Annotated in this window: 17 protein-coding genes; 7 read left to right on the top strand and 10 right to left on the bottom strand. The window is 35.4% G+C overall.

Annotated features, from left to right (window positions below):
* The first annotated feature begins 127 nt into the window (after positions 1–127).
* The 3 genes from QP953_RS14270 to QP953_RS14260 all read left to right on the top strand — a co-directional run bounded on the left by QP953_RS14270 (position 128) and on the right by QP953_RS14260 (position 3,657).
* The gene (locus QP953_RS14270) at positions 128–979 is read left to right on the top strand and encodes a M15 family metallopeptidase (RefSeq protein WP_309551462.1); all 852 of its coding nucleotides are present in this window, start codon (positions 128–130) and stop codon (positions 977–979) included.
* Positions 980–1,296: 317 nt separating this feature from the next.
* Positions 1,297–2,346, top strand: a complete 1,050-nt coding sequence (locus tag QP953_RS14265) for a hypothetical protein (RefSeq protein ID WP_309551460.1) — start codon at positions 1,297–1,299, stop codon at positions 2,344–2,346.
* Positions 2,347–2,373: 27 nt separating this feature from the next.
* Positions 2,374–3,657 (top strand): DUF2254 domain-containing protein, encoded by a 1,284-nt coding sequence (locus QP953_RS14260; protein WP_052598936.1) that lies wholly within the window; start codon positions 2,374–2,376, stop codon positions 3,655–3,657.
* Here QP953_RS14260 and QP953_RS14255 read toward each other — a convergent pair.
* The 3 genes from QP953_RS14255 to QP953_RS14245 form a co-directional block, all read right to left on the bottom strand.
* Entirely contained in the window at positions 3,654–5,039 is a 1,386-nt protein-coding gene (locus tag QP953_RS14255) for a hypothetical protein (protein ID WP_309551457.1), read from the bottom strand. The genes QP953_RS14260 and QP953_RS14255 overlap by 4 nt on opposite strands.
* An 81-nt stretch (positions 5,040–5,120) precedes the next feature.
* A complete protein-coding gene (locus QP953_RS14250; protein WP_156039851.1) occupies positions 5,121–6,323 on the bottom strand; it encodes a serine hydrolase in 1,203 nt (400 codons plus the stop codon).
* A 293-nt stretch (positions 6,324–6,616) separates the two neighbouring features.
* Positions 6,617–7,630 carry an ion transporter gene (locus tag QP953_RS14245; RefSeq protein ID WP_052598939.1) on the bottom strand — a complete coding sequence of 338 codons (1,014 nt, stop codon included), beginning with the start codon at positions 7,628–7,630 and terminating at the stop codon, positions 6,617–6,619.
* Positions 7,631–8,155: 525 nt separating this feature from the next.
* Here QP953_RS14245 and QP953_RS14240 point away from each other — a divergent pair.
* Both QP953_RS14240 and QP953_RS14235 read left to right on the top strand, forming a co-directional pair.
* A complete protein-coding gene (locus QP953_RS14240) occupies positions 8,156–10,558 on the top strand; it encodes a DUF5686 family protein (RefSeq protein ID WP_309555555.1) in 2,403 nt (800 codons plus the stop codon).
* A 65-nt stretch (positions 10,559–10,623) separates the two neighbouring features.
* Positions 10,624–11,661 (top strand): DUF6340 family protein, encoded by a 1,038-nt coding sequence (locus QP953_RS14235; protein ID WP_309555554.1) that lies wholly within the window; start codon positions 10,624–10,626, stop codon positions 11,659–11,661.
* Positions 11,662–11,757: 96 nt separating this feature from the next.
* Here the strand turns inward: QP953_RS14235 and QP953_RS14230 are convergent, their stop codons facing one another.
* From QP953_RS14230 to yaaA, 4 genes are all read right to left on the bottom strand, one after another.
* Positions 11,758–13,476 (bottom strand): hypothetical protein, encoded by a 1,719-nt coding sequence (locus tag QP953_RS14230; protein ID WP_309555553.1) that lies wholly within the window; start codon positions 13,474–13,476, stop codon positions 11,758–11,760.
* Between the two features lie 163 nt (positions 13,477–13,639).
* Complete coding sequence (locus QP953_RS14225; RefSeq protein WP_309555552.1) at positions 13,640–16,519, bottom strand: hypothetical protein; 2,880 nt, start codon at positions 16,517–16,519, stop codon at positions 13,640–13,642.
* 128 nt (positions 16,520–16,647) lie between these two features.
* Positions 16,648–17,874, bottom strand: coding sequence for a glycosyltransferase family 4 protein (locus tag QP953_RS14220; protein WP_309555550.1), 1,227 nt, complete (start codon positions 17,872–17,874; stop codon positions 16,648–16,650).
* Positions 17,875–17,925: 51 nt separating this feature from the next.
* Complete coding sequence (yaaA, locus tag QP953_RS14215) at positions 17,926–18,675, bottom strand: peroxide stress protein YaaA (protein WP_309555549.1); 750 nt, start codon at positions 18,673–18,675, stop codon at positions 17,926–17,928.
* A 298-nt stretch (positions 18,676–18,973) separates the two neighbouring features.
* On the opposite strand from yaaA, the gene QP953_RS14210 reads away from it, so the two are divergent.
* On the top strand, positions 18,974–19,723 hold the full coding sequence (locus tag QP953_RS14210; protein WP_052599052.1) for a glycosyltransferase family 2 protein: 750 nt from the start codon (positions 18,974–18,976) through the stop codon (positions 19,721–19,723).
* 473 nt (positions 19,724–20,196) lie between these two features.
* Here QP953_RS14210 and QP953_RS14205 read toward each other — a convergent pair whose 3' ends face one another.
* Positions 20,197–21,255, bottom strand: coding sequence for a class I fructose-bisphosphate aldolase (locus QP953_RS14205; RefSeq protein WP_052598947.1), 1,059 nt, complete (start codon positions 21,253–21,255; stop codon positions 20,197–20,199).
* Positions 21,256–21,588: 333 nt separating this feature from the next.
* Entirely contained in the window at positions 21,589–22,770 is a 1,182-nt protein-coding gene (locus tag QP953_RS14200) for a WG repeat-containing protein (RefSeq protein WP_309555547.1), read from the bottom strand.
* Between the two features lie 511 nt (positions 22,771–23,281).
* Between QP953_RS14200 and QP953_RS14195 the strand changes: the two genes are divergently transcribed.
* Positions 23,282–23,869 (top strand): outer membrane beta-barrel protein, encoded by a 588-nt coding sequence (locus tag QP953_RS14195; protein ID WP_197043905.1) that lies wholly within the window; start codon positions 23,282–23,284, stop codon positions 23,867–23,869.
* 351 nt (positions 23,870–24,220) lie between these two features.
* On the opposite strand, the gene QP953_RS14190 is transcribed toward QP953_RS14195, so the two are convergent.
* Positions 24,221–24,529 carry a hypothetical protein gene (locus QP953_RS14190; RefSeq protein WP_309555546.1) on the bottom strand — a complete coding sequence of 103 codons (309 nt, stop codon included), beginning with the start codon at positions 24,527–24,529 and terminating at the stop codon, positions 24,221–24,223.
* Positions 24,530–24,792 lie beyond the last annotated feature (263 nt).

Raw genomic sequence — 24,792 nt, 5'->3', positions numbered from 1 at the left:
ATTGTTATCACTTCAAATTATTATGGGGAATCTAAGCTTATAAATTATTAGATGCAGGTAGATTTATTTTTGGTGGGTTTGTTGAATAATTTTTATCAAAAGTCCCTTAGATTTTATATTTTTAGTTATGAAACTACTTTTACAACATCTTATTTTATGGAGTTTGGGGTTAAGCATTCTATTGGCTTGCACTACCAAAAGCAAAGAACCCAACCACGTTCCAATCAATTCCACACATTCTCCCCTTCTTAACGTTCATTCTCAAACCATTCAACAGGCAATTCCTATTGGTTTACAAAAATTAATTGCAGCATATCCAGAACAAAATTTCAAAGCTAGCTCTACCGCCTTGATTTGGATGGACGGTGATACAATGCCTTATCGAGGCAGTACTCCCAATAAAGATTTTGAGATGTTGCTCAACCATCCTGATTTAGAAGACCAGTTTATAATGCCTTATCCTAAAGGAATTGATTTTCCTATCCCCAGTCGAAACAGTGACCCAGGGCGAGTTCGAGTGGAAGCATTTTTTTTAAAAATGTATGGTCAGACGAAAGAAGCTGTTCGAAAAAATTTGGTTGAAATCGATTTTTTAGGAACGTCACTGCTTGTTACTCAAATCAATTCTATTGACAAAAAATTAATTCATATCGCCAAAGAATTAGCACAATATCCTGAATTAAAAAAATACGTAGAAAACGTAGGAGGTACTTTTAATTGGCGCAAAATAGCAGGAACCAATCGTTTGAGTACCCATAGCTTTGGGATGACCATAGATATCAATGTCAAGTATTCAAATTATTGGCGTTGGGCGGTTCAAGATAAAACAGAAGATGGAAAACGTCCGATTGTTTATAAAAATAGAATTCCTCTAAAAATTGTACAAATATTTGAAGAGAATGGTTTTATTTGGGGAGGCAAATGGTATCATTACGATACGATGCATTTTGAATATCGTCCAGAATTATTAATTGAATAGTTGCTATAATTTAATACTCCGTTGATTTTTTAGTTTTCCTACGAACCCGTAGGCTCACGAAGTAAAAACGTAAAAAAGCATCTTGCATTAGTTTGATTACCAGCCTTTTAGCACAAAGGCTAACAAAAGCACATCTTACTGATAATCAAACTAATACGATTTTTCAACGGAGTAATGATAATTAATACTCCATTGATTTTTCAACGGAATGGTATATAATGTAAGTAGTTAGCTACGCTACTGATATGCAGTTGAATAATATTGATAATACCGAAGCTAGTTAAAATCAAGTACAGCCATACAAATTATAATTTACAATGTTAAAAAACACAAACTTACTGCTCTTATTAGTCTTTTGGGGAACATTGCTTTTTGCGCAAAATGCAACAGAAGAAAGTTACCAACACTGGTATCCTTTTGATGGAAAAATTCTAGATTTAAAGACGTTGCAATACACCTCTACCAATCATGAATTGCCAGCGTCATTTAAGACAAATAGTCCATATGCGGTTCGTTACAAAGGCTTAGCGGTTGATAAATTAGCCTACCAAGGTATGCTCTTTGAAATAATAGAAGACAATAGTATTTTGCTAAAAAACCTAGAAACTAAGGCGGTTACTCCTCTACCAAACAAAGAAAAAGGCTTACCCATGCAAGGTCGGAGTTTACTACTTGAGGCAATTGATGGCGTTATCTGTATCAAACCACTAAAAGCTGATAATGGGTATATCGTTTACAAATACGATAAAACGGGCAAAGAATTATTTGGTGTCCAAATAACGCATAGCGAATTTGTTCAACACAACGAATTGACTTATCACCTACCGTATTTGGGTTACGTCACCCATACGGCTAGTAATGTTGTTTTTGCTTCTTACGTCAACCGCATTCCCAAAACAGTGGTTTTAAATACTATTGACGGTAGTCTTTCTCAGTTCGATTTTTCTGCTGTAGGCATCATTCGAGATGCTGAAATGGATATGGATGTACATGGATTTGTCCAATTGGACAAAACGAATGGCAGTATTCAAGTAACCTACATTAGTGATAATTTTGAATTCAAAAACCCTTCTTTTAAAAACATTACACATATAGAAACGTTAATAATAGAAAATACACTCGTTTTAGCAGTTTATAATGGTCGGTCGCCTGAAGTTCATTTAATGGCAATTGACCTATCCACCCAATCCTTGAAATGGGAAGCCGATGTCGCTCCATTTGGTACCAATGCAACGAGTGCTTATTTTAATGCTGTTTGGTTGAGTGCTTATGAGGGAAAAATTATCTTAGAAGGCTACGAATCGAAGGGCAAGCATTTGCAAATTTTTGATGGTTCCAATGGAAAGCGACTTTGGAAATCATTTTAATCTCCTATTTTCCCCTTAACGAATCATATGAAAGCCACTTTAAAATTTATCAATAAATTAAAAAGTGCTATAATTCATAGCATTGCCTTTTACCCTATTTTAATTAGCACGTCTTTCGTCTTCTTGGCAGTTATTTTATTGTTTGCCGAAAATTTAGAAGCTATTGCTACCCTCAAAGAAGTAGTTCCTTACTTAATTGTCAAGGAGCACGATACCGCCAGTTCGATTTTATCTACTATTTTTAGTGGCATTCTCTCTTTGACGGTATTTAGCTTTACCATGGTAATGGTAGTTCTGAATCAAGCTTCTTCCAATTTTTCGCCAAGATTACTACCAGGGCTCGTCTCCGACAAAAAACACCAAATCATTTTAGGGTTTTATATTGGCACCTTGTTGTATAGTATTATTGTGTTAATGTCTTTGGGCACCTACGGTTCTTCGACCAATGCCATTGGATTTTCGGTGATGATGTCGGCTGTTTTTGGGGTAACTTGTGTCGTTTTATTCGTCTATTTCATCCATAGTATTTCTCAGTCCATACAGATTCACAACATTATCAATCAGATTTACTATGCTAGCAATCGTCTCCTAGAACAAGAAATTGAAGAACAACAAGAAGCTCCTAACGCAATTCAAAATGTTTCTGGTGATTATACGATTATCAAATGTGACCGCACAGGATATTACCATTCTTTTGATGGTACTTTGCTGCCCGATTCCTTTAAGAAACGCTCGACTACTATTGAAATCTTGCCTTATGCCGATCAACATATTTGGATGGGTACTCCAATTATTCGAATCAAAGGAACAATTTCAGAAGAAGATGAAAAAGCAATTTGTTTGTGTCTTTATATACTAGGCAATCAGCACGAGGACGATAGCAGTACTGGGGGCATGATAAAGCTTTCCGAGGTTGCGGTCAAAGCGCTTTCTCCTGGTATTAACGATCCTGGAACAGCGATTAATGCGATTTCTAAACTAGGTCAATTGCTGCACCGTGCTCTACAAATTAAGCCTACGACTCAACTTGAAATTCCAGAGAGCAATATCAAGACCATTCACAATAAAATTGCTCCTGACGAAATGATGCGCATTATTGTACAACCTATTCGTCAATATGGAAAAGGAGATGCGAGTGTAGCACATACTCTAATGCGTACTTTAATCTATATCTGCCAAAGCGAGGCTATTCTACCCGATTACAAATGGGCTATCCAAGCGGAAATTGATGCCTTGGCTTATGATGTAAAACAGACCATTAGTAATAAAAACGATGCTAAGAAGATATTAAGTTTGTTAGAGTCCGTTTAAGTTAAAGTATTCTTCTTTTTTTGTCTTAATTCGCCTACTAATACGACGAATACCAACGCGTATTCTAGCCCAATTGCCCAAGAGTTTTCAGCGAATATTTCATGTTGATAACTGATATATGTCAAGCCGATCAAGGCTGTCCATATCAATACATACATTCTATAAGAACTTAATACAGCCAACATTACCAAAGGCGTAATGTACCACGGATGAACGGTTGTTGCCAAAAAGAAATGCACAGAATAGATAATCAAAAAGGCTGTCCAAAATGTTTGAATTGACGCTCGGATATTTTTTCTCAAAGAAATATATAGAATCAAGATCAAATCTATAATTGGTAATAGTTTACGCAGGAGAACATACCAATCCATCTTCAAAAAATCCTCCAAAGGAGAAAATCCCATGAAATATTCATGATAATCCCACAACCACCAATATTCGTTAATTAACCAATATCTTGTTAGATAATAAATGCTTGCATTAAACTCAAAATGACCAAAATACAACCCCATACTCTCTTTTATCTTCTGTATCATTTCTAAATCAAAAAAGAGCACTAATAAGGCTAGATTTACGATCCCAACAAGCATACAATAATACACCCCTCTTTTGAACCACAATCGATGCAAAATAAGGGGCATAAACATCAATGGTAGCAACTTAGCTCCTACCGCCATTGAAAATGCCAAGGCAGATTTTGCATACCCCTTTTTTGCAAAAAGATACAGCGCTAGAGTCATAAAGAAAATCAAAATACTTTCGGTGTGTAAATTGCCAGATAATTCAAGAATTATCAATGGATTAAAAGCATAAAAGAAAGCCAAGTAGAGTGGCTTATTCAAGCATTTTAGCAACCGAACCAGCAATATTATGGTGCCTATTTCTAAACATAAAACCAAGGCATGAAAGACAACAATACTAGCGAGTACATTATCTGTAAAAAAATAGGTTGCTGCTGTAAAGAAAAATTGTGTTATAGGCGGGTAGACAGAATAAAACTTAGGAGAATTAAGTTGTGCATACAATTGCTCTAAATGTGCCTCTGCATACAACTCTGTTCCTAATAATTCTACTGGTGTAAACTCATAAGGATTAACGCCAAAACTCAACAATCTACCATCCCACAAATAACGCCAAAAGTCGTCTGAAAGCTCGGGAATCGCACCTAAGAATACTGCTCTTAAAAGAATTGCTCCCAATAAAAACATCTTCCATTTGGATGAGTCGAACTTCTTTTCTGCATGGTAACACCAATAGAAATACAACGCAAATAAAAAGGCATATAAAATCGCAAACAGCTCAAAGGAAGTTCTTGGAACTGCATAACCTAATAACACGTAGGCAATGATAGAGCCTATTAATAATAGATAATTTGTCTTCATAAAAAATGGTTTACACAAGGGTTCAAGTCTACCATTTTTTTAATACAACAATTAGTGAAAATATTTGTCTGCTAAAAGCAACTAGCTAGGCACTCTTGGGGCAAAGTACATTTCAAAAAAAGCATGCACACAAGCAGAAGACAGGTCATTTTTAGACGCATTCGTCAAAAATACAATTCCAATATCTTCTGTTGGGCAAAATCCCATTTCGGGACGATAACCTCGCACAAAACCACCATGATAAACAATTTTATGCTTCTTATAATTAAAAATACGCCACCCCATTCCATAGTATGCATCTGTCAAACCAGGTGACCATGTTTCATAATATTTAGAATCTTCGTTGATTGGAATATGAGGTTTAAAAATTTCCCCTAATACAGATTCAGGAATAATATCTGGATGATGTCCAAGCATTGCTTGAAGCCAAATTGCCATGTCCGAAATACTTGCATTGACGCCCGCTGCTGGTCCCACATTGTACCACTTCTTGCGGATGTTCACACTACTCCAGCCCTTTCTATTACTAAAAACATGAGGAATTGCCTTGTTTTCATTGCTCATCATTGCCTTATAACTAGAAGAAGCGTCTGTCATCTCTAAAGGATTAAAAATCATAGAATCTAACAAACGACCATAACTTAAGTCTGTAGTTGCTTTTCCAATTTCGCTAATCGCACTAAAAATAGCATTTTGATACGCAAATACTTTGGCAGGTTTTTCTTCTATTTTGGCATTCCTTAATCCTCGCAAGATACTACCACAAGACCAATCCTTATAAATCAAACTAGCTCCAGAATATTCTTTTAGACCAGTAGTATGGCTGAGTGTATGTCGAATCGTTAGCGCCTCTGTTTGAGCTGTGCTACGCAATTTAAACGTAGGCAAATGAGTCGTCAATTTATCGTTCCAATCAATATATCCTTGATCGACCAACAAGCCTGCCAACACAGCTGCAAAGCCTTTGGAAATAGATGCTAAACGAAAAGTAGTATGTTCATCAATTAACTCCTCTTCGCCTTTTTCTCGGACACCATGCGTACGCATCAACACTACTTCTCCATCTTTTACAATCGCATACGCCAATCCTGGTAAATCCAATTGTTCAAACTTATTGGTAATAAATGTATCGTATTGCTCTAGAAAGTCTCTCATGCGAACTTCCTCTGGGTCGGGTTTATTGATCAATCGAGCTGTCTGTCCTTCCTTTTTCAATCGTAATTCTTCTTCCGCTGTCGCTTGATTATTATTACAATTGCTAAATATGAGAAATAAGCTGATCAAAAAAATCCACTTCAAAACTAGCTTCACCACTATATCTTTTTTTTTATTTAAGTAATAGTTCGTTGCTTTTTTACTTTTTTAGCTCGCTGCGCTCGTGAGCTCGCAAGCTTAGTTACCCAAAAGATAAAAAAGCACATTTATATTTATATTAGTTTACTTCGTGAGCGCTGCGCTTTTAGTTAGCTTCGCTGCTACTGCGTGGTTTCAACGAACTATTGATTTAAGAACACTAACCTGTTTATTGCTTTTTTTTACAAATAGCATTCTGACTGTCTTTTAATTAATAACGCTACTTACGTATGTATATGATTTTCATCATCGTTTAATTTTTCACCACAATAAGGGCAATATACAAAAGCCTTTCCAAAGTGCTGACTACAATCTTTATGACGATTGGTTTCTATGGTTTCATTGGTCGCCCAACTACTATCGTCACTTTTTTTGGTATTGACTTTCTGAAATTGCGCTTGTGGCAAATTCCCTTTGGGAACATAATTGTCTATTTCTTCCTCTTTGATGGTGCCATCTTCTAGCTTTTCGATAAAAGCGGAACTCAAAATACCTGCTGGCAACGCAACCAAACCAATTCCTAACAAGGCAATCAATCCCGATAGAAACTTTCCTAAAGGTGTAATCGGAAATACATCTCCGTAACCGACGGTCGTTAAGGTAGCAATTGCCCACCAAAAAGAAGCGACAATATTAGGAAACAATTCTGGTTGTTCTTGCCCTTCTACATACCACATTAAGGTAGAAGATACTAATAATAATACGAATGTTACAAACAAAGTAATCCCTAAATCGTGTCGTTTTTCTGTAAAGACTTCTGCAACGACTGTAATCGAATTGGTAAAAGAGTTCATTTTGAAAATTCTCAACAATCGAGTAATCTTCAAAATCCGAATGAATCGAAAATCATTTTGAGCAAACTCTCTCAAACCAAAGAAAGAAGCAAAATGGAAGAAGATTGGAGCGATTGCTATTAAATCTACAATTCCTGAACCAGAGGTGATAAATCGCCAGGCAGCCGTAGGCCAAGATACCGCATCTTTATATTTGTAATCTGCTGTAGAAACACGCAAAATGTATTCTATGGTAAAAATACCTAAAGTAATATTTTCAAACAAATTAAAATAGTAACCATATTGCTCTCTTAAATTATCAAACGACTCCAATACAATGGCCACAATGCTTAATAGAATGAGCCCAGTAATAAACAATTCAAATGATTGGCTTCCAAAACTTTGCTCTTCTTCATTATCTATAAAGTGGTAAATATGTTCTCTTAGTCCTCGTTTTGTTGGCATAGGATCGGCGCTTTGTTGGTTATGACGAACGAACAAGTTACAAAGCTTCACACAAAAAACAAAAGGCTACTCACTTATTTTAGGATTAAAGATGCGATGGGCAAACCTCACTTTTGTTGGGCAAGATTTTTGAACTAATCGGAAAACATTTGTTAAGCAATTGATTAGTGCATACTTTGATAGTGCCATTACTTGCTCAAATCTTGTTCTTAAGTAATCGTTCAAAAAAATAATCCCATTTTTTGTTCTTATTTTTTCTGACCTCTTACTTAGAATCTTCATAAGATTTCTTTATATGCTTTTGGGTTGCCTGAAAACGATATTTTTTTTAGATTTATCAAATGCTTTTCTCATTATTACAATTATGAACCACACAATGACTCCCCCTTCTTGCCCTTTTAGAACAAGTGTTCCTTAAGTTTAGCACCTACCTCTAACAGTATATACCGACAGTTAATGCTCTTACTAAGCTAAAGTGTCATACAATAAACCATTCTACACCATACTCGAATCGATTCACAAACAATGCATTCATTTTTTACATTTATTTTTCTATTTTTTTGTCTTTCTACCCATGCCCAATTCATTGTGGAAGGTAGCATTATAGATGCCGAAACCAAAGAAGCTTTACCCTTTGTTAATATTACATTTAACCACAATATTCAACTAGGCACAACTTCTGACATTGACGGTCGATTTAAGTTAGAACATCACGAAACCATTACTAGTGCGCAACTCAGCTATGTTGGTTATCTAAATAAAAATATTGCCCTAAAAATATCTGAGACACCGCTCTTGCTTGAAATGGAAAGAACAGATGTTGCTTTAGAAGAAATTGTTGTCATAGCAGGAGAAAATCCAGCGTACCGCATTATAAGAAAAGCGGCTAAAAATAGAAACTTACATGACCCTAAAAAAGTGCCCACCTATACCTATGATAGTTATAATAAAATGCGCGTTTTTGACCAACACAATCACCCTAGAAAGGTAGCTCCCAAAGACTCTGTTGATCATAATTCGATTGATTTCTATTATACTATGATGGAAATTATTTCGAAGGTTCAATACATTGCTCCTGACAAAATCCAAGAAACAATTATTGCCAGCAAACTTTCAGGCTTTAAAGACCCTACCTTTGTTACAGCGATTGCTGAAATACAGCCTACTAGTTTTCACAAAGATAATTTCTTGATTTTAGACAAAGAATACCTTAATCCGATTAGCAGTGGCTGTATCAAAAAGTACGAATACCGTTTAGAAGATACGCTTTATCAAGAGCAAGATACGGTGTATATGATTCGCTTTTTTCCTAGAAAAAATAAAACCTTTGATGCTTTAAAAGGCGTTTTGTACATCAACACCAATGGGTATGCCATACAAAATGTATTGGCGGAACCTGCTCAGAAGCAAAAAATACATCTCAAAATTGAACAGCAATATACTTTAATTGATCATCAGAAGTGGTTTCCTTCTCAATTAAACTTTGAAGTTGAGCTTGCCCCTAGAAAAGTAGATACCTTTACTATTCAAGGAAAAAGGTATATTACCAATGTCAACTTACATCCTCATCTTCATCCCAAAGATTTTGGATTAAACAAAGTTACGATCAATGATGATGCGCACAACAAAGACAGTACCTTTTGGATTGAAAATAGAACGCATCAACTCACTGTCAAAGAAGCAAAAACGTACCAAGTCTTAGACAAAATTGGACGACAACTTCCCTTAGATTTGCTAATGGCATCCATCAATGAATTAGAAGATGAGCGCATTCAGTTGGATTGGCTATCGGTCAATTACACGCAAATTTTAGAATTTAATTTGCACGAACAGTTTCGCTTAGGGCTCGGATTGTACAGCAGTTACAAATGGAATCCTTATTTTTCTGTAGGCGGTTATTTTGCCTATGGTTTTAAAGATAAAGAGTGGAAATACGGTGGGAGTATTACGTTTCGACCTGCTCCCAAAAAAGACTTTGGCTTTCAAATTAGCTATGTAAACGACATTTTGGAACCTGCTGCAATCATTCAAAATACCCATTCTCTATCCAAAAAAGTATTGCCTAGTCAAAGCTTTACTCGCAGAAACGTTTTAGACCAAATGGACCGTACCTATGAATTTGAAATATCTGGCTATTTCCGTTCTTTTCGTTATTTACGAACACGCATATTGGGCAATTGGAGTTATAAAATACCTTTGTATGACTACCGTTTTGTTTCTGATAATGAAATCCTACAAAAATTCAAATTTGCGCGGATAGGTATTCAATTTCGCTTTGCTTACAAGGAAGATTTTGTAAGAATGGGCAACAGCAATATGAGTTTACGCAATCGTTATCCCGTCGTTTATTTGAGCTACACCAAAGGTTTAAAAGGCGTTATGGATGGAGGTTTTGATTACCACAAAATTGTTGGAGGTTTAGAAAGCAGCTTTTTTGTGAAAGGATTGGGAAGAACCTCTTGGTTTGCGCAAGCAGGTTGGGTTGGTGGCGAAACACCCTATTCTATTTTATTTAATGGTCGAGGGAGTTACGACCGTTGGCGTATGTTTCTAATCAAAAACACCTTTCAAACCATGCGCCCCAATGAATTTTTGGTCAATTCATTTGCCTACCTATTTATAGAACATAATTTTGGAAGTTTGCTCTTCAACACCCCTACGTTTAAACCTGAAGTAAAGCTATATCAAGCCATTGGTTTTGGCTGGCTTGATCACCCAGAACATCACGAGGGAATTGCTGTGCAAGATTTGAGAAAAGGCTATTTTGAAAGTGGCATTATGTTAGCTAATTTAATACGGTTGCCGATGTTTAACTTTGGCTATTTCGGGCTTGGCGCAGGCGCTTTTGTTCGTTATGGTTCTTATCATTTGCCCCAAAACTTATTGGATAACTTTGCCTTTAAAATTGACATGACAGCTACTTTTTAAGGAGCTTTGCTTTGTTAAGCACTAAAATCGACTTATGCTCTTACAACAACTAAAATAACCAGATTATGAGATTCTTCTTTTTACTATCAATACTTTCTATTTTTTGGGGTGCTTGTGGTACGAATATTATGACCTTAAGTGTAACAGAACCCGCCCCCGTTACCATTCCAGCAGATGTACGAAAAGCAGCTATCATTGCTCGGACAAAAGTAACCAAGGACAATGATGTGTTAAACAAAATCGATCAAGTACTCTCCATTGAAGGCAAGGTCTTAGATAGTTTGGGCGCGCAAGCCTGTTTAGTGGGACTTTACGATGATTTGATACAAAACCAACGCTTCGATTCTGTTGTACTCCTAGATAGTTTTGAATTAGAAAATCCAAATTTGAGGCAAGCAGCAGCCCCCTTAAATTGGAATAAAGTAGCAGCAATTTGTCAAGCTCAACAAGTTGATTTACTTTTTGTTTTAGAACATTACGACACAGACACAAAGATTGCCTATAGTACGGTTCCTGTTACCATTACGACTCCCATTGGGCTAGAAGTCCCTGGCTTAGAGCATCAAGCTCAAGTTACTACCTTTATCAATACTACTTGGCGAATTTACGATCCACTTACTAAAACCATTTATGACGAGTTTCCAGGAACGAGACGTTTTGTTTCAGTTGGTAAAGGCATTAACCCCACCGTTGCCATTCAAGCCATCAAAAACCGAAAAAACTTGGTAGAACAAAACAGCCGTGAAATTGGCAGTCTGTATGCTAGACGATTGCTTCCTTATCGAATTCGAGTCTCTAGAGATTACTTTGTAGGTGGAAGTCCCAATTTTAAAATTGCCAAACGTAGAGCACAAACGGGCAATTGGGATGGCGCCGCAGAACTTTGGCTACAAGAGTCTAAAAGCGACAAACGAATTCCTGCTGGCAGAGGTGCTTATAATATGGCTATTAGTAATGAAATCAATGGCAATCTAGAAGAAGCTATTCGCTGGGCACAGAAAGCCTATGAAGACTACAATATTCGTGAAGCTTTGGATTATGTTAAGATTCTACGCAATCGCCAAGCAAAACGCCGCTTGTTGGAAGTGCAAGGCAGGCAATAATAATTAACTTTTTTACTAAAAAACAGGAGCGATGCCCATTGAGGTATCGCTCCTGTTCATTAAATAATTTATTATTAGCCAATAGACGTATGTGCTCTAAACGACCGTAGACATAATGCCTCCACCTATGGCAGCAGCAGCAGACATTAATATAGTGGCAACAAGCCACCATGATGCAGATACCGCTGCTTGACGCAAATGCTCTGCATGAATCACTAATTTGCGCTCTGTGTTATTTACGGTGCTTGTTATTTTATCATTTACCTTGTCCAATTTCAATGTCAGATCGTTTTTAGCACTTTCTACCATATCAGCTAAATTATTGATATCCTTTTTATCAATCCATGGTGTGTTCGTTAATAAAGCCACCAATGTATTTCTATCAAAAGTATTTAAACGATGTTTTAAGATATCCAAACTATCATTAGGATTATTCAATACATTTTTGACATCTGCTTTCAGTAAATGATATTGCAATTCAGGTGCATCCGTTGTATCTATAAATGCTCGAACCTTATTTTCAAAAGATGCCAATAGATTCTCAATTTCTGGATCTTCATTCGTAATTCCCAAACGCTCTCTAGTGGTAACGATACTTGATTCAATCCGAGTAGCATATTCTTCAATCTTGCTGCGCTCCAAAGATGTATTTTCATCCAGTAGATTGATAATATCTTTTCGTTTCCATGTCCCCATTTTATCAAACAAGCGATTTATTTTTCCTTGTGGATTATTCATAAAATCGCTCCACAATTCTTGTATTCTCTCTGGACTCATGTCCCTATCCGTATTCGTTCTGATTTTATGTTTGATTTCATCAATTTTTTGATCAACATTCTCTTCGTCTACAGGTGATAATTCAAGCACATTGAGCAAACTCTCTTGCCAATCATTTCCATCATTATAGGCATCTTTAATTTCTGCCAATAAGCGTTTTAATTCGTCTACTTTCTTCTGCCCTTCTTCTGTATCGGTATTTCCAGCAGTTTGTATAGCTCCATTAATAATTGTCTGAACCGCCATCCATTTTGCAGCACTAGATTTTGAATTGGCATCTTTTCCCACACTAGCAGCGATTTTTTTCAAATCTTTCTTTAGTGTTTTATAACTCGGCATATTTTTATTTTGCTGATCAACAAAATTTTTAATGCTATTCATCACCCCCTTCATATCAAACTCACTAGAAAATTCCTTTCTCGCTTTCTCGATTGTTCTATCTACCAATTTTTGAGCTTTTTTTTCTGGTGATGTACTAAACATAGAAGCTATTTTGCTCCCAGATGCTTTTATTCCAGCTATAGCCGTGCCGATCAAGCCACCTAATGCAGTCCCAACCATTTTGCTTTCCAAGTAAAATAGGAGCATAAAAAAAGTAGCCCAAATTACCAACGATAAACTAATGCTTGTTACACTACTTGCCATAGGCACCAATTTTAAAGCAAAAAACGTTGCTCCAAGTAAGGATAAAGCAACCGTCAACATATTCCAAACACCAATTCCAGATGTCACTTTCACGCCCATAGGAATAGATTTCTCTAATCGGTCGTCGTCATCATCCTCTTCAGTATCTCCAAGATGATCGTACTTATATTCTGCATAACTTTTCTTTAGATTTCCAACAGTAGTTACCCCTGCTGCAACAGAAAGAACCGTTAAAAAAAATTGAAAACCAAGTGCCAATAATACTCCTGACAAGATGACCATTAAATACCCTGGATAGCCTGCTTGTACAGGTACAGTCACGTCAACATCTTGTGCCCATGCCGTTTGTGTCAATAAGATGATAATAAATAACAGATTAAATAGTTTTTTCATTTTTTATATTGATTTTTGATTAGCTAATATTTTTAATATCAACAAATTAAACACAAAATAATGTGCTTTAAATTTAAATGTGTGTTATAATAACTAAAACACATATTTACCAAAAATGTTTAAAAAATGCTAAAATATTTTGTTTTCTAAAATTTTATACTTATCACAACCAATGTGCTTTAAATTGTTTCCATTTTGATTTATCAACCCCCTTTAAATTTCCTATTTTTCCTTCCTTAGCAGTAGCTTTTAAGATACCATTCTGCCATTCAAAAATAATCCAATCTGCATTTTTCAAAAGCCACCCATAGGTTAGCATTAATCCTTTTTCATTCACTTCAACTACCACTTTTCCTTTTGCCCGATATCCCTTTTCCCCTTTACTTTTTATCTTTAAATAACTACCTTGGCTAATCCAAGCATTCTCATCATTGTTCCAAATCAATGTCATTGAGTCTAAGCTGTAATTAAAAGTATCATGTATAACAAAGGTTCCCGTCAGATCTTCGATATAAGCATCGGATTCTATCGTCAGTACGGAGTCGTGCAAGTACAAAAAAGCATTTCCTATTCTAATAGGCGCTATATCAACCAAATACAATAAGCCTTGATTCAAATCGTATCTTCCTTTAGAAGCATAAAAAGGAAAGCTGAGCTTGCTCCCTTCTCTTTTAATAACAACTTTCCCTCCTTCTTGTTCTGGCTCTAAGTAAAGTAAATTGCTTTGCCAATCCCAATCAAGTTCCTTGCAATTTGCGACATAGCCATTATAAGGAAAAGCAACAATCGTATTTTTATCTTGGCAAACAAACCTTGCCTTTTCTCTTTCAAAATCCAATTCCATCCGAATACGCTCGCATTCAATACCAAATTGATCCACCCCTTTTATTTTTAGTAACAAATCGACCGAATTAGACGTCAATCTGCTTGCTCCTATCTTATAATCTCCATCAGGATTCGATACAATGACCGCTTGTTCCCAATCCAAGGTTCCTTTGCCTACAGTCTCTTTGGCTCCTATTTGCAACTGCCCATCTAACTTATAAATTTGATTGTTATAATAAAAATGAAATGGAAAGCCCTCTGTAAAAAGAGAGTTTAAATACATACAATTCTCATAAGGCTTCCACAACATTCGAAGATGTGTTGCCTTTATTTTAGGACAAATTGTGGTCTTCCTTACGATCAAACTATCTACCTGTTTTGCAATAACTTGTTCAGGCTGAAAATTAAAAACATCACAACCCAATGTAGCGTTTAGATAAGTCAACCGACCATTCCCTTCTAAGCCTTTGTTAGAAAGTTTAATTTGTCCTAAAAACATTCCTTTTCCGCCAATATTTTCCTTCCAATAAATTGGAATTCTCTTACCTATAATCGTTGTATCAAAGCCTAAAGATAAATCTGATAATTGTATTGTTAAATGATTATTTAAAACAGGTAAAATTTTGGATGAGTAAAATTTTCCTTTAAAAATAAAATCTTTTAAATTAAGGTCATTCAGTTGTTTTAAATAAAAAGGCTCCAACTCAAAATAAAAATTCTTGCGAGGATAAATTACGTTTTGATTGTTTGTAGTAGGTTCATAATATGCTTTCGTTTTAGAAGTTAGCACCAAAACAGGGGCATCAACAGTTGTTGTCTGCTCTTTAGGTTGATGGTAAAAAGAATCCATCAACAAATAACCACTCCCTTCTTCTATTGCAGTTGGAATGTACTCTAATTTATGGGTAGGTTTTCCTTTTTCATCCAAAGCCCTTTTTAGGGTAATAACAGGCGGCTCTATCCTCCATTCATTTTGAATTCTAGCTCGCTTGTAAATCGCCAACTGTAAACGATTTATTTTCGGCAAATTGACTTGATAACCTTGATAATTAAACTGGATATTACGACCACTAAAACAGGTCTTACCAACATAAAGCTGCCCGTCAAACTTAAGATTTCGATAAGGTAATAAAGACAGATTACCCCTTGGCACTGCTACTACTTGCTGAGGCATACTCAAAATGACATTTTTCACATTGGGAACAAGCAACTCTTGCGTTTCCATATTTAAAACGACACGCCCTTCTTCGGTACAAAATTTCAAATGATCATAAGCTGATATTGACTCTTGATTTATTGCTGCCACATAATGAAATAATTTTTGTTGCAACTGTACCTGTTTCGTTGATTCCTCATAAATTAAAAACCCATCCTTGACCATTCTCCAATAAAGTGGCAGTACTACATTTTCTTCCAATACAGTATTGGAAAACAATTGCTTCAGGTCTTGCACATCGATGCCTGCAAATTTAAAAACTAAGGGATAACCTTTTTGGAAAACTCTAAAATCTTCTTGTTCTCTTATTATTTTAAATGTTGGATTTTTTTCGGCTTTTTTTACCTCATCTTCATCCATCAAAACAACTCCTTCTAAGCGTTTGTCTAATAGTAAAGCAAGTTCTTGTACATCAAACCAAACCTTTTCTTTTTTCATTTTTTGAGCATACAAAGCCATTTTCACTAAAGGATTGGTCGTTCCCAACCCTTGATAAGCTTCCATTAAAGCTGCATTAAAATAATTAAAAGATGTAATGCATATAGCACTTTTTTCATTCACCAAATACAGTTTCTTTCGTTTTATTTGCCACTCTATAATTGGAACTTCTAGCTCTACTTGGTGTAGTGTACTGATGTAATAAGGTGGGTAATTTCCTGTTGCAGGAATTTCTGTTCTAAGAGTATAGTTTTCCCTACTGTATTGAAAAAACACATTTGAATGAACAATAGAGTCTATCTGTCCTTCGGAGTGATGCAAATAGAGTGTAATTTTTCCTTCTTCCGCTCGAATGTATTGATCTTGAACATCAAATTTCTGACTTCTACAAACTGCTAGCACATTTCCCCTCCCATCTTTCAGCACAACTTCCCATAAAAGATTAGAAGGCTGTTCGTTTCTTATCAGCTCATAATGAACCATTGTATCCAACTGCTGTGCAGTTGCCATTCCCCCGACAGCAAGCCAATACACAAAACACCATAAAAACGGAAACTTCTTCATAGACTTGTATTTAATCCCTCTCACTCAAAATTAAAGCCATAAGGTATTATCAATATACAAATTTACGTTTAAAGTTATCAGGTTATACGCCTCTACTATTTATGAAAAGAACAACCACACATCCCCTATTAATTCCCAACACTAGACACTGATGGAGAACTAATTAATTCGCTGTAAAAATCCAACAAACGTTTTCCTATCGACAAATTATCATAATACTCATGAATAAAATTAGAAGCAGCGGCTCCAATTGCTTGAATCATGTTAGGTTCTTGGCTACAAATTATAATTTCATTGACAAAATCTGCAACCGTGTTAGCAATCAAAACTTGCTCCCCGTGTTTGGCATGAATTCCTTCAAGTCCTAAATCGGTACTTAACACCACCTTTCCCAAAGCCATTCCCTCCAAAATTTTCACACGCATTCCACTTCCTGAAAAAAGTGGCACCAACATCACATCATGAGAGTTGATAAAATCGGCAGCATCAGGAACTTCGCCATGGATAACCACATTTTTCCATTCTTTTGCTAACAAATTTTCTGGTGTATTTCTACCAGCAATATGAAAAACAGCTTGTGGAGCTTTTTCCAATACCTTAGGCCAGACTTTCTCCAAAATCCATTCAATTCCTTCCGTATTGGGCATCCAATCCAATGAGCCTATAAAACAAAATGTAGGTACTTTGTGTTCGGTTGCTTCTATTGTATAATCTTTTAATTCCAAGCCAATTGGCGCGACATGAGCAGGAATAGTGCAACCTAATTGTTTAAAAAAGTTTAAATCCCTCTCGGTGATGGCAACCATCATATCATACTTATTTAGATACTCTAACTCAAAGTTTTCTAAACGCCGAGTCAATAAGCTTAGATACATTTTCTTTGCTCCCAACGAAGTGTTTTCTGTAATCCGTTTCCAAATTTCATGCTCTACATTGTGTGAACGCATGACAATTTTCGCTTTGGAATAACTGCGAATCAAGTCTACATATGGCGCCAAGTAAAGTGTTTCTAGCTGAATTATATCATACTCTTTGGCTTTTAGCAATTCAATTAATTTTAACTGAAATTTGGGAGAAACAAATCTAGAGATATGGTAAGATTGACTACTAAACAAATTTAGAAAAGCATCCTTTGCCTTTACTCGATTATCGACATCTACCAAATGAATGGATTCGTAGTGATTAAAATCTTTCGGCAAGGTACTTTTGTCAAAAAAATGCTTGGTTGTGTTCATACTCAATAAGGTTATTTCACAATCCAATTGATGCAGTGCTTGTGCCAAATAAGTGACCGCAATAGCTTCTCCATCCTTCAAGGGAAAAGGAAATTTTTTACACAACTGAAGTATTCTCATCTTTTTCTGTTTTCTCAATAACGATTAAAAGCCCAGCAAATTGGTTTCACTCTATCGAGTAAATACATAATGACGTTCACTTGACAATGCTTCATTAAACTGGTAGTCTTCCATGTCAAATCCTTTCATTTCTTCGGGCTTTTCTAGGCGATTTTTAACGACATAATTACACATCATGCCTCTTGCTTTTTTAGCATAAAAAGCAACCACCTTATATTTTCCATTTTTGTTTTCTTTAAAATCTACTGTCCACAAATTTCCTTCCAAAGCTTCTTTTTTCACAGACTTAAAATATTCGTTGGAAGCTAGATTAATAATGTCTTTGGCACCAGACGCATTTATTTGCTGGGTAATTCTATCTCCCCAAAATTCATACAAGTTATTTTTGCGTCTGATTTTCAATTTTGTTCCCATCTCTAAGCGATAAGCTTGCATCAAATCCAATGGACGCAAAAAACCATATAAACCCGACAAAATACCAATGTGCTCCTGAGCAAAATCTAAATCGGCTTCGTTAAACTCTTCTACCGACAATCCTTGATAGACATCGCCTTTAAAAGCCAAAATTGCCTGTTTGGCATTGGAACGATCAAATGGCAATGAAAAATCTTGATAACGCGTAACATTCAAGTCTGCTATCTTTTCACTTACTCCCATCAAGTCCTGTATTTTTTTAGAGTTGAGCTTTTTCAATTTGTCCACTAGCGTTTGACTTTGCTCCAAGAGTTGTGGTTGAGTATGTTTTTCAATATTAGTTGCATCGAAATCCAATGTTTTGGCTGGAGATATTAATAGTAACATAAGTTTATTCTATGAATATTTGTTTTAATAGGCAACGAATTGCCTTTGATTCAAAAGCTGTGTTGCAGAACACAACAGTACAAAATTAATACTAAAAAGAGAAATGAAGTAATAAATAACCCATGTTGTCTAAAAACAATTTTAAAATCATTTATTTTAGGGTAGATTGCATTTATTTTTTAATTTTGGGTTCTTCTTCATATCATAAATAGAAATCAGTACCTACAAAAAATCTAAATTTTAACTAATTTAATACACTGTCGATTTTTTGGGGTTACTTACTACCATTTTAATCTTTATGTACAAAAATAAAAAAGTTGTTGTTGTTTTGCCTGCTTATAATGCTGCTGAAACACTTGAAATGACCTACAATGAAATTCCTTTTGATTTAGTTGACGAGGTTATTCTATGTGATGATGCTAGTAAAGATCATACCGCAGAGGTAGGAAAACAATTAGGTATCCAACATATTATTATCCACAAAAATAACAAAGGGTATGGTGGCAATCAAAAATCACTGTACAATAAAGCGTTAGAAATTGGGGCAGACATTGTTATCATGTTGCACCCTGATTATCAATATACTCCTAAACTAATTCCGTCAATGGTCAATATTATTGGCGAAGACTTATATCCTGTTGTTTTAGGTTCTAGAATTTTAGGGAAAGGTGCTTTAAAAGGAGGTATGCCTCTTTATAAATATATTGCCAATCGCTTTTTGACCTTCTCTCAAAATCTTTTAATTCGCTACAAATTATCAGAATACCATACTGGGTACCGTTCTTTCAGCAAAGAAGTGTTAGAGACAATTAACTTCAATGCCAACGACGACGATTTTGTATTTGATAATGAAATGCTTTCTCAGATTATTTATGCAGGTTTTGATATTGGTGAAGTGACTTGTCCAACCAAGTATTTTGACGAAGCATCATCAATCAATTTGCAACGTTCTATCAAATATGGTTTGGGGGTATTAGGGGTCTCCTTCAAACACTTTTTTAATAAATTAGGAATTCTCAAATCACCGATTTACAAGCGCTTAAAGTAACAACATTTTCTATTTCAGAAGTGCATAGCATTGGTCGTTAGAAATCAAATCTATCTTTCGGCTAATGACAAACCTATGTCTATATTTTATGCATAAAAGACATCTCAATAGGGATTTTTCCTACGTTCACCTATAACATTACTCCGTTGAAAAATCGTATTACTATAACTAGTAGTTCGTTGATTTTTTACTTTTTTAGCTCGCTACGCTCGTGAGATCGCAAGCTTAGTTACCAAAAAGATAAAAAAGCACATTTATATTAGTTTGATAATCAAAATTTTAACACAAAATACGATAAAATCATAACTTATTAATTATCAAACTAATAAAGTTTAGCTGCGCTGCTACTCCGTGGTTTCAACGAACTATTGTATAACATAACAACGACTATTAGTTTAACAAAAATAGGAGCCACTGAAAACAAACAGTGACTCCTATTTTTTTGTTTTTATATCCGTTGGGATTTACTTGGACTAAGCCAGATCAATTGCATCGCAAAGATAAACATCTTGTACAGCGTTGATAATTTCAACTCCTTCTTGAACTGGTTTTTGGAATGCTTTTCTTCCTAATATCAATCCCATTCCTCCAGCACGTTTGTTGATAACTGCTGTTTCAACAGCATCTTGCAAATCGTTTCCTCCTGAAGCACCTCCTGAGTTGATCAACCCAATACGCCCCATATATCCATTTGCTACTTGGTAACGACACAGATCAATTGGATGATCAGTAGATAATTCGCTATACATTTTATCGTGTGTCTTTCCAAAACCAATATTGGTAAATCCACCATTATTAACAGGCAATTTTTGCTTCACAATATCCGCTTGAATAGTTGCTCCAATGTGATTTGCTTGTCCTGTCAAGTCTGTTGCCGCATGATAATCTACACCATCTTTTTTAAAGGCATTATTACGAGTATAACACCATAAAATAGTTGCCATTCCCAATTCGTGTGCGTAATCAAAAGCTTCTGCTACTTCTATAATTTGACGGTTAGATGTTTCTGCGCCAAAATAAATTGTTGCACCAACAGCCACAGCTCCCATATCCCAAGCATTTTTGATACTACCAAACATAATTTGATCGTATTTGTTAGGATAAGTCATCAATTCATTGTGATTAATCTTAACGACAAAAGGAATTTTGTGTGCGTACTTACGAGCGACAGAAGCCAATACGCCATAACTACTAGCCACAGCATTACAACCCGCTTCCATTGCCAATTTAACAATATTCTCTGAGTCAAAATATCTAGGATTGGGCGCAAAAGAAGCTCCTGCGGTATGTTCTAATCCTTGATCTACTGGCAAAATAGACACATAACCTGTTCCGCTCAATCGACCATTGTTATACAAAGCATCTAAGCTTCTAAGTGTTTGAATATTACGGTTAGATCCGCTCCATACGTCATCAATAAAATTGGGACTTGGTGTGTACAATGTACTCTTATCAAATGTTTTACATTCGTGCTCCAAGTGAAGCTTGGATTTCTCTTCTCCCAATATGCCAGTAATCTTATCCAAGGACATAATTTGCTATTTTTTTTGTTCTTATGATCTAAAAACAAGTACCTACGCAACGGTTATTTATCAATAATAAAATTTAGGTTTGTTGTTATTTTAGCTATTTTAAGATAACCACACTCCTATCCTATAATGAAAAATCGTCTTGTAAAAGAAAAAATAAGTTATTGATTTAGACCAGTATATTTATAATTATAGATTTCGCCGTAAAAATAGTATTTTTTGAGACACTAGGCATAAAATTTTACAATTATATTAGCAGACCTTTAATTACTTTACAAACTCACTCGTCTGATCCTCCAATTCATAAAAAATATTGTCCGCACGATTTCATGTTTTTTAATCAACCCACCAGACAACTTGACCTTTTGAATTTAAATATCCCTGTTTACCTTCTTGTTCTATTTTGGCTAAGCCATGTAAAAAGGGTTCTGCTTTGGTGTATTGAAAATCAGCAACAACAGTCCCTTTTTTATCTATATATCCCCAAGCTCCTTGTTTGCAAACGGCAACAAAACCCTCCGAAAAATTAGGGGCACCACATACATCATAAACAAGTGGAATCACCAAAACACCTTGCCGATTAATAAACCCAATTTTACCATCTTTGTGTACTTGAGCCAAGCCATCTGAAAACACTCCTAATAAATCATAGTCATCTTGTAATAATGATTGTCCATTTTTATCAATCAAATCCCATTCATTGTCAACGAACACACGAGCTACTCCCTCTACAAAAGGCTCTACTTTGTCATACTGATAATCGATCACTTCTTTACCTTCTTTATTAATATAACCCCACTTTTTGTTCATTTGCACCCCAGCTAGCCCCTCAGAAAAAGGACTTGTACTGTGGTAAATCATTTGAATTTTTAACTTTCCATCCACATTCATATATCCCCCTTGTTCGTTTCTTGCTACAGCAATTAGACCTTCAGAAAAGACTCCTACTCGATCGCAAAAAGCAGGCATCACCATTTTGCCTTCTTGATTCACTAGCCCAATTTTGCTATGCTTACCTACTCCTGCCAAAGGACCAGTATATCCTTGTACAAAGTCGTATTCCAGAGGTACAACAACAACTCCTTTTTTATTAATGAACCCCCATTTTCCATTTTTTTGCACATAGGCCATACCATTAGACAAAAAATGCCACCCGTATTCATAGATTAGAGGAATAACAACCTCTCCTTTCATATTAATATACCCATACTTCCCTCCTTTTTTCACCAATGCCAGCCCATCGTAAAAAGGAAACGCCTTGTCGTATTCAATAGGAATAACAACCGTTCCATCTTCGCTTATATACCCCCATTTATCATCCAATTGTACTACAGCCAAGGTGTTCTGAAAGTCAAATACCTTGTCATAAATTGCAGGCACTTTCCAAGTCCCCTCTGTATCTAAAAAACCCCATTTATTAGCTACTTTTATTTTTCGTAAATTAAAGTTTATATCAACCTCCGCTATTTGTGCCGATAAGGTGTTTGCTATTAAGCAAAATAGGAATAAAAAACGCATTGGAATATAATTTTCGGTAAGGGTTACCTTGGTAAAAAATGATTTTAACAAGGTGCAAAAAAACAAAAACAACGCCACAAAATGAACATTTTAGCCTTTTCCTTGTTGTATTTATAGTTTTAAGCATTCTAAAACAGAATAAATTATTCAATCTTCTTAGTAAGTTATTTGTAACTTATACCCAGAAGACTCAATCAAGGTTTTGCGTTGATTAATATTAAAATTATTAAGAGAAATAAAGTAATGTTCCAAATAGAATTTCAACCAACAAGAGCTCGTTTTGTTGATATATTAATTTGATTAATAAACCATTGTTACAAGATAATATAAAAGTCTGCAACTTTCAAAAATTCAAAATTAGGCATGCCCAGTTGTAGGTAATTAATTATAAAATTTGCTTCCAGTAGTAACACCTATTTCAAAATAGGTTTGGCGAAGCATACCACAATTTAATCATTCCAACTTTTGGTAGCCTCGCTTCTAGATGTTGGTAACCATAAAACAAAAAATCATGCATTTACATAAATATTTCACAGGAGTAGTCATTGGGCTATTATTATTTTTAGGAATAGAACAAAGTCAAGCACAAATATTTAGACCGGGTTTAAAAGTAGGTTTGACAACGTCTAACTTAGTAACAGAAGGGATTCCAACAACAGGCTTGACAACCGGTTTTATCGCAGAACACAAATTGACAAACTGGTTTTTGATCCGACACGAATACAATTTGTTATGGCATGGAACCGACAAGCACGCTTGGGAACGTGATGACATTGATTACTTCGCATTTGGCTTACCAGTAATGGTCGAATTTATGCCAATTCAAAATCTTTATTTGGGCACAGGTATGGAACTAGATTTCTTAACCCATACAAGAGGTGCTGCTATGCCCAACAACCGATTTAATTTAGGACTATTGGCTCATATAGAATATCGCATTGCGAATCAACTAGGCTTAGGGCTACGTTATGTCCACAACTTAGGAAACTTTAGCGATATTAGACAGATTGGTGAGGTTGCTTACGACCCTAATGAGCCAAGCCTTGCTTTTCCAGGGTCTTCTTTTCAAGCAACCCTTTCATACCATTTTTGTCGATAATTAAATCACATCTAAAAAAGTCATTCTAATTCCTTAGGATGGCTTTTTTTTTATCAACTTCTATTTTAGCCCTTTGGAATATTGCAACTTGTTTTGGGCAATAAAACACCATCCACGCTATAAATATGGTCTAAGCGAACAATAGTTTCACTTTTCAATAGCATAAATTCCTCCCCATTTTTGGTGTAAACATCTTTTATGATGTCTTTGCAAGTTTCTTTTTCTCCATCTTTTGTATAATAAACAATTTCTACTTGCTTTCTAAACGTCGCTTTTTCTAGTAAAACATCGTGAAAAGAACAGTTAATTGGTTCGTATTTTTTTTTTATAATCTGACATATTGATACTTTATTAATTTATTGCATGAGTGCTGCGCAGTTGATAATCAACAAATTGAAAACTTATTGCGTTTTGCGTTAAAATTTTGATTATCAACTGCGCAGCACTCACAGCTGATTTGTTGTGTCTACTTTCTAATAACAACTCTTTCTGCTCTTTGTTGTAAATAAAATTATGGACTCCTTTGGTATACACTTTAGCACCTTTGTTAGCAATTCGGAGATGATTGGGACTAACTACTTTTTCTAAATAAAATTCTTCCGACCAAACATCTCCTCGTTCAGGATAGTTTGCACATACACACAAGTTATTTGATTTCAAATCAATATCTAGCCTTACTACTCGATCAAATAATTTTATAAAAATTTATAGGCAAAATAGAATTCTTTTTGCACTATTCTTCATCAAAAAATCTCGTTTTAGCCCGCTACCACGAAGTAGCACCACAGGTAAAACTTCAATTCTTTTCTTTGAACAACACTAAAAACAATTGCATTTTTAGCGATACTTTTTTTCTGTCCACTTACTTAAGTTTTATTTTTTACCATTAAACACAAGCACTTTGGCATAAAAAATGTTTTATT

The sequence above is a fragment of the Aureispira sp. CCB-E genome (assembly GCF_031326345.1).
Taxonomy (GTDB): Bacteria; Bacteroidota; Bacteroidia; order Chitinophagales; family Saprospiraceae; genus Aureispira.
The sequence above is the reverse complement of the archived record's forward strand: the minus strand, read 5'-3'. Positions and strand labels throughout refer to the sequence as shown.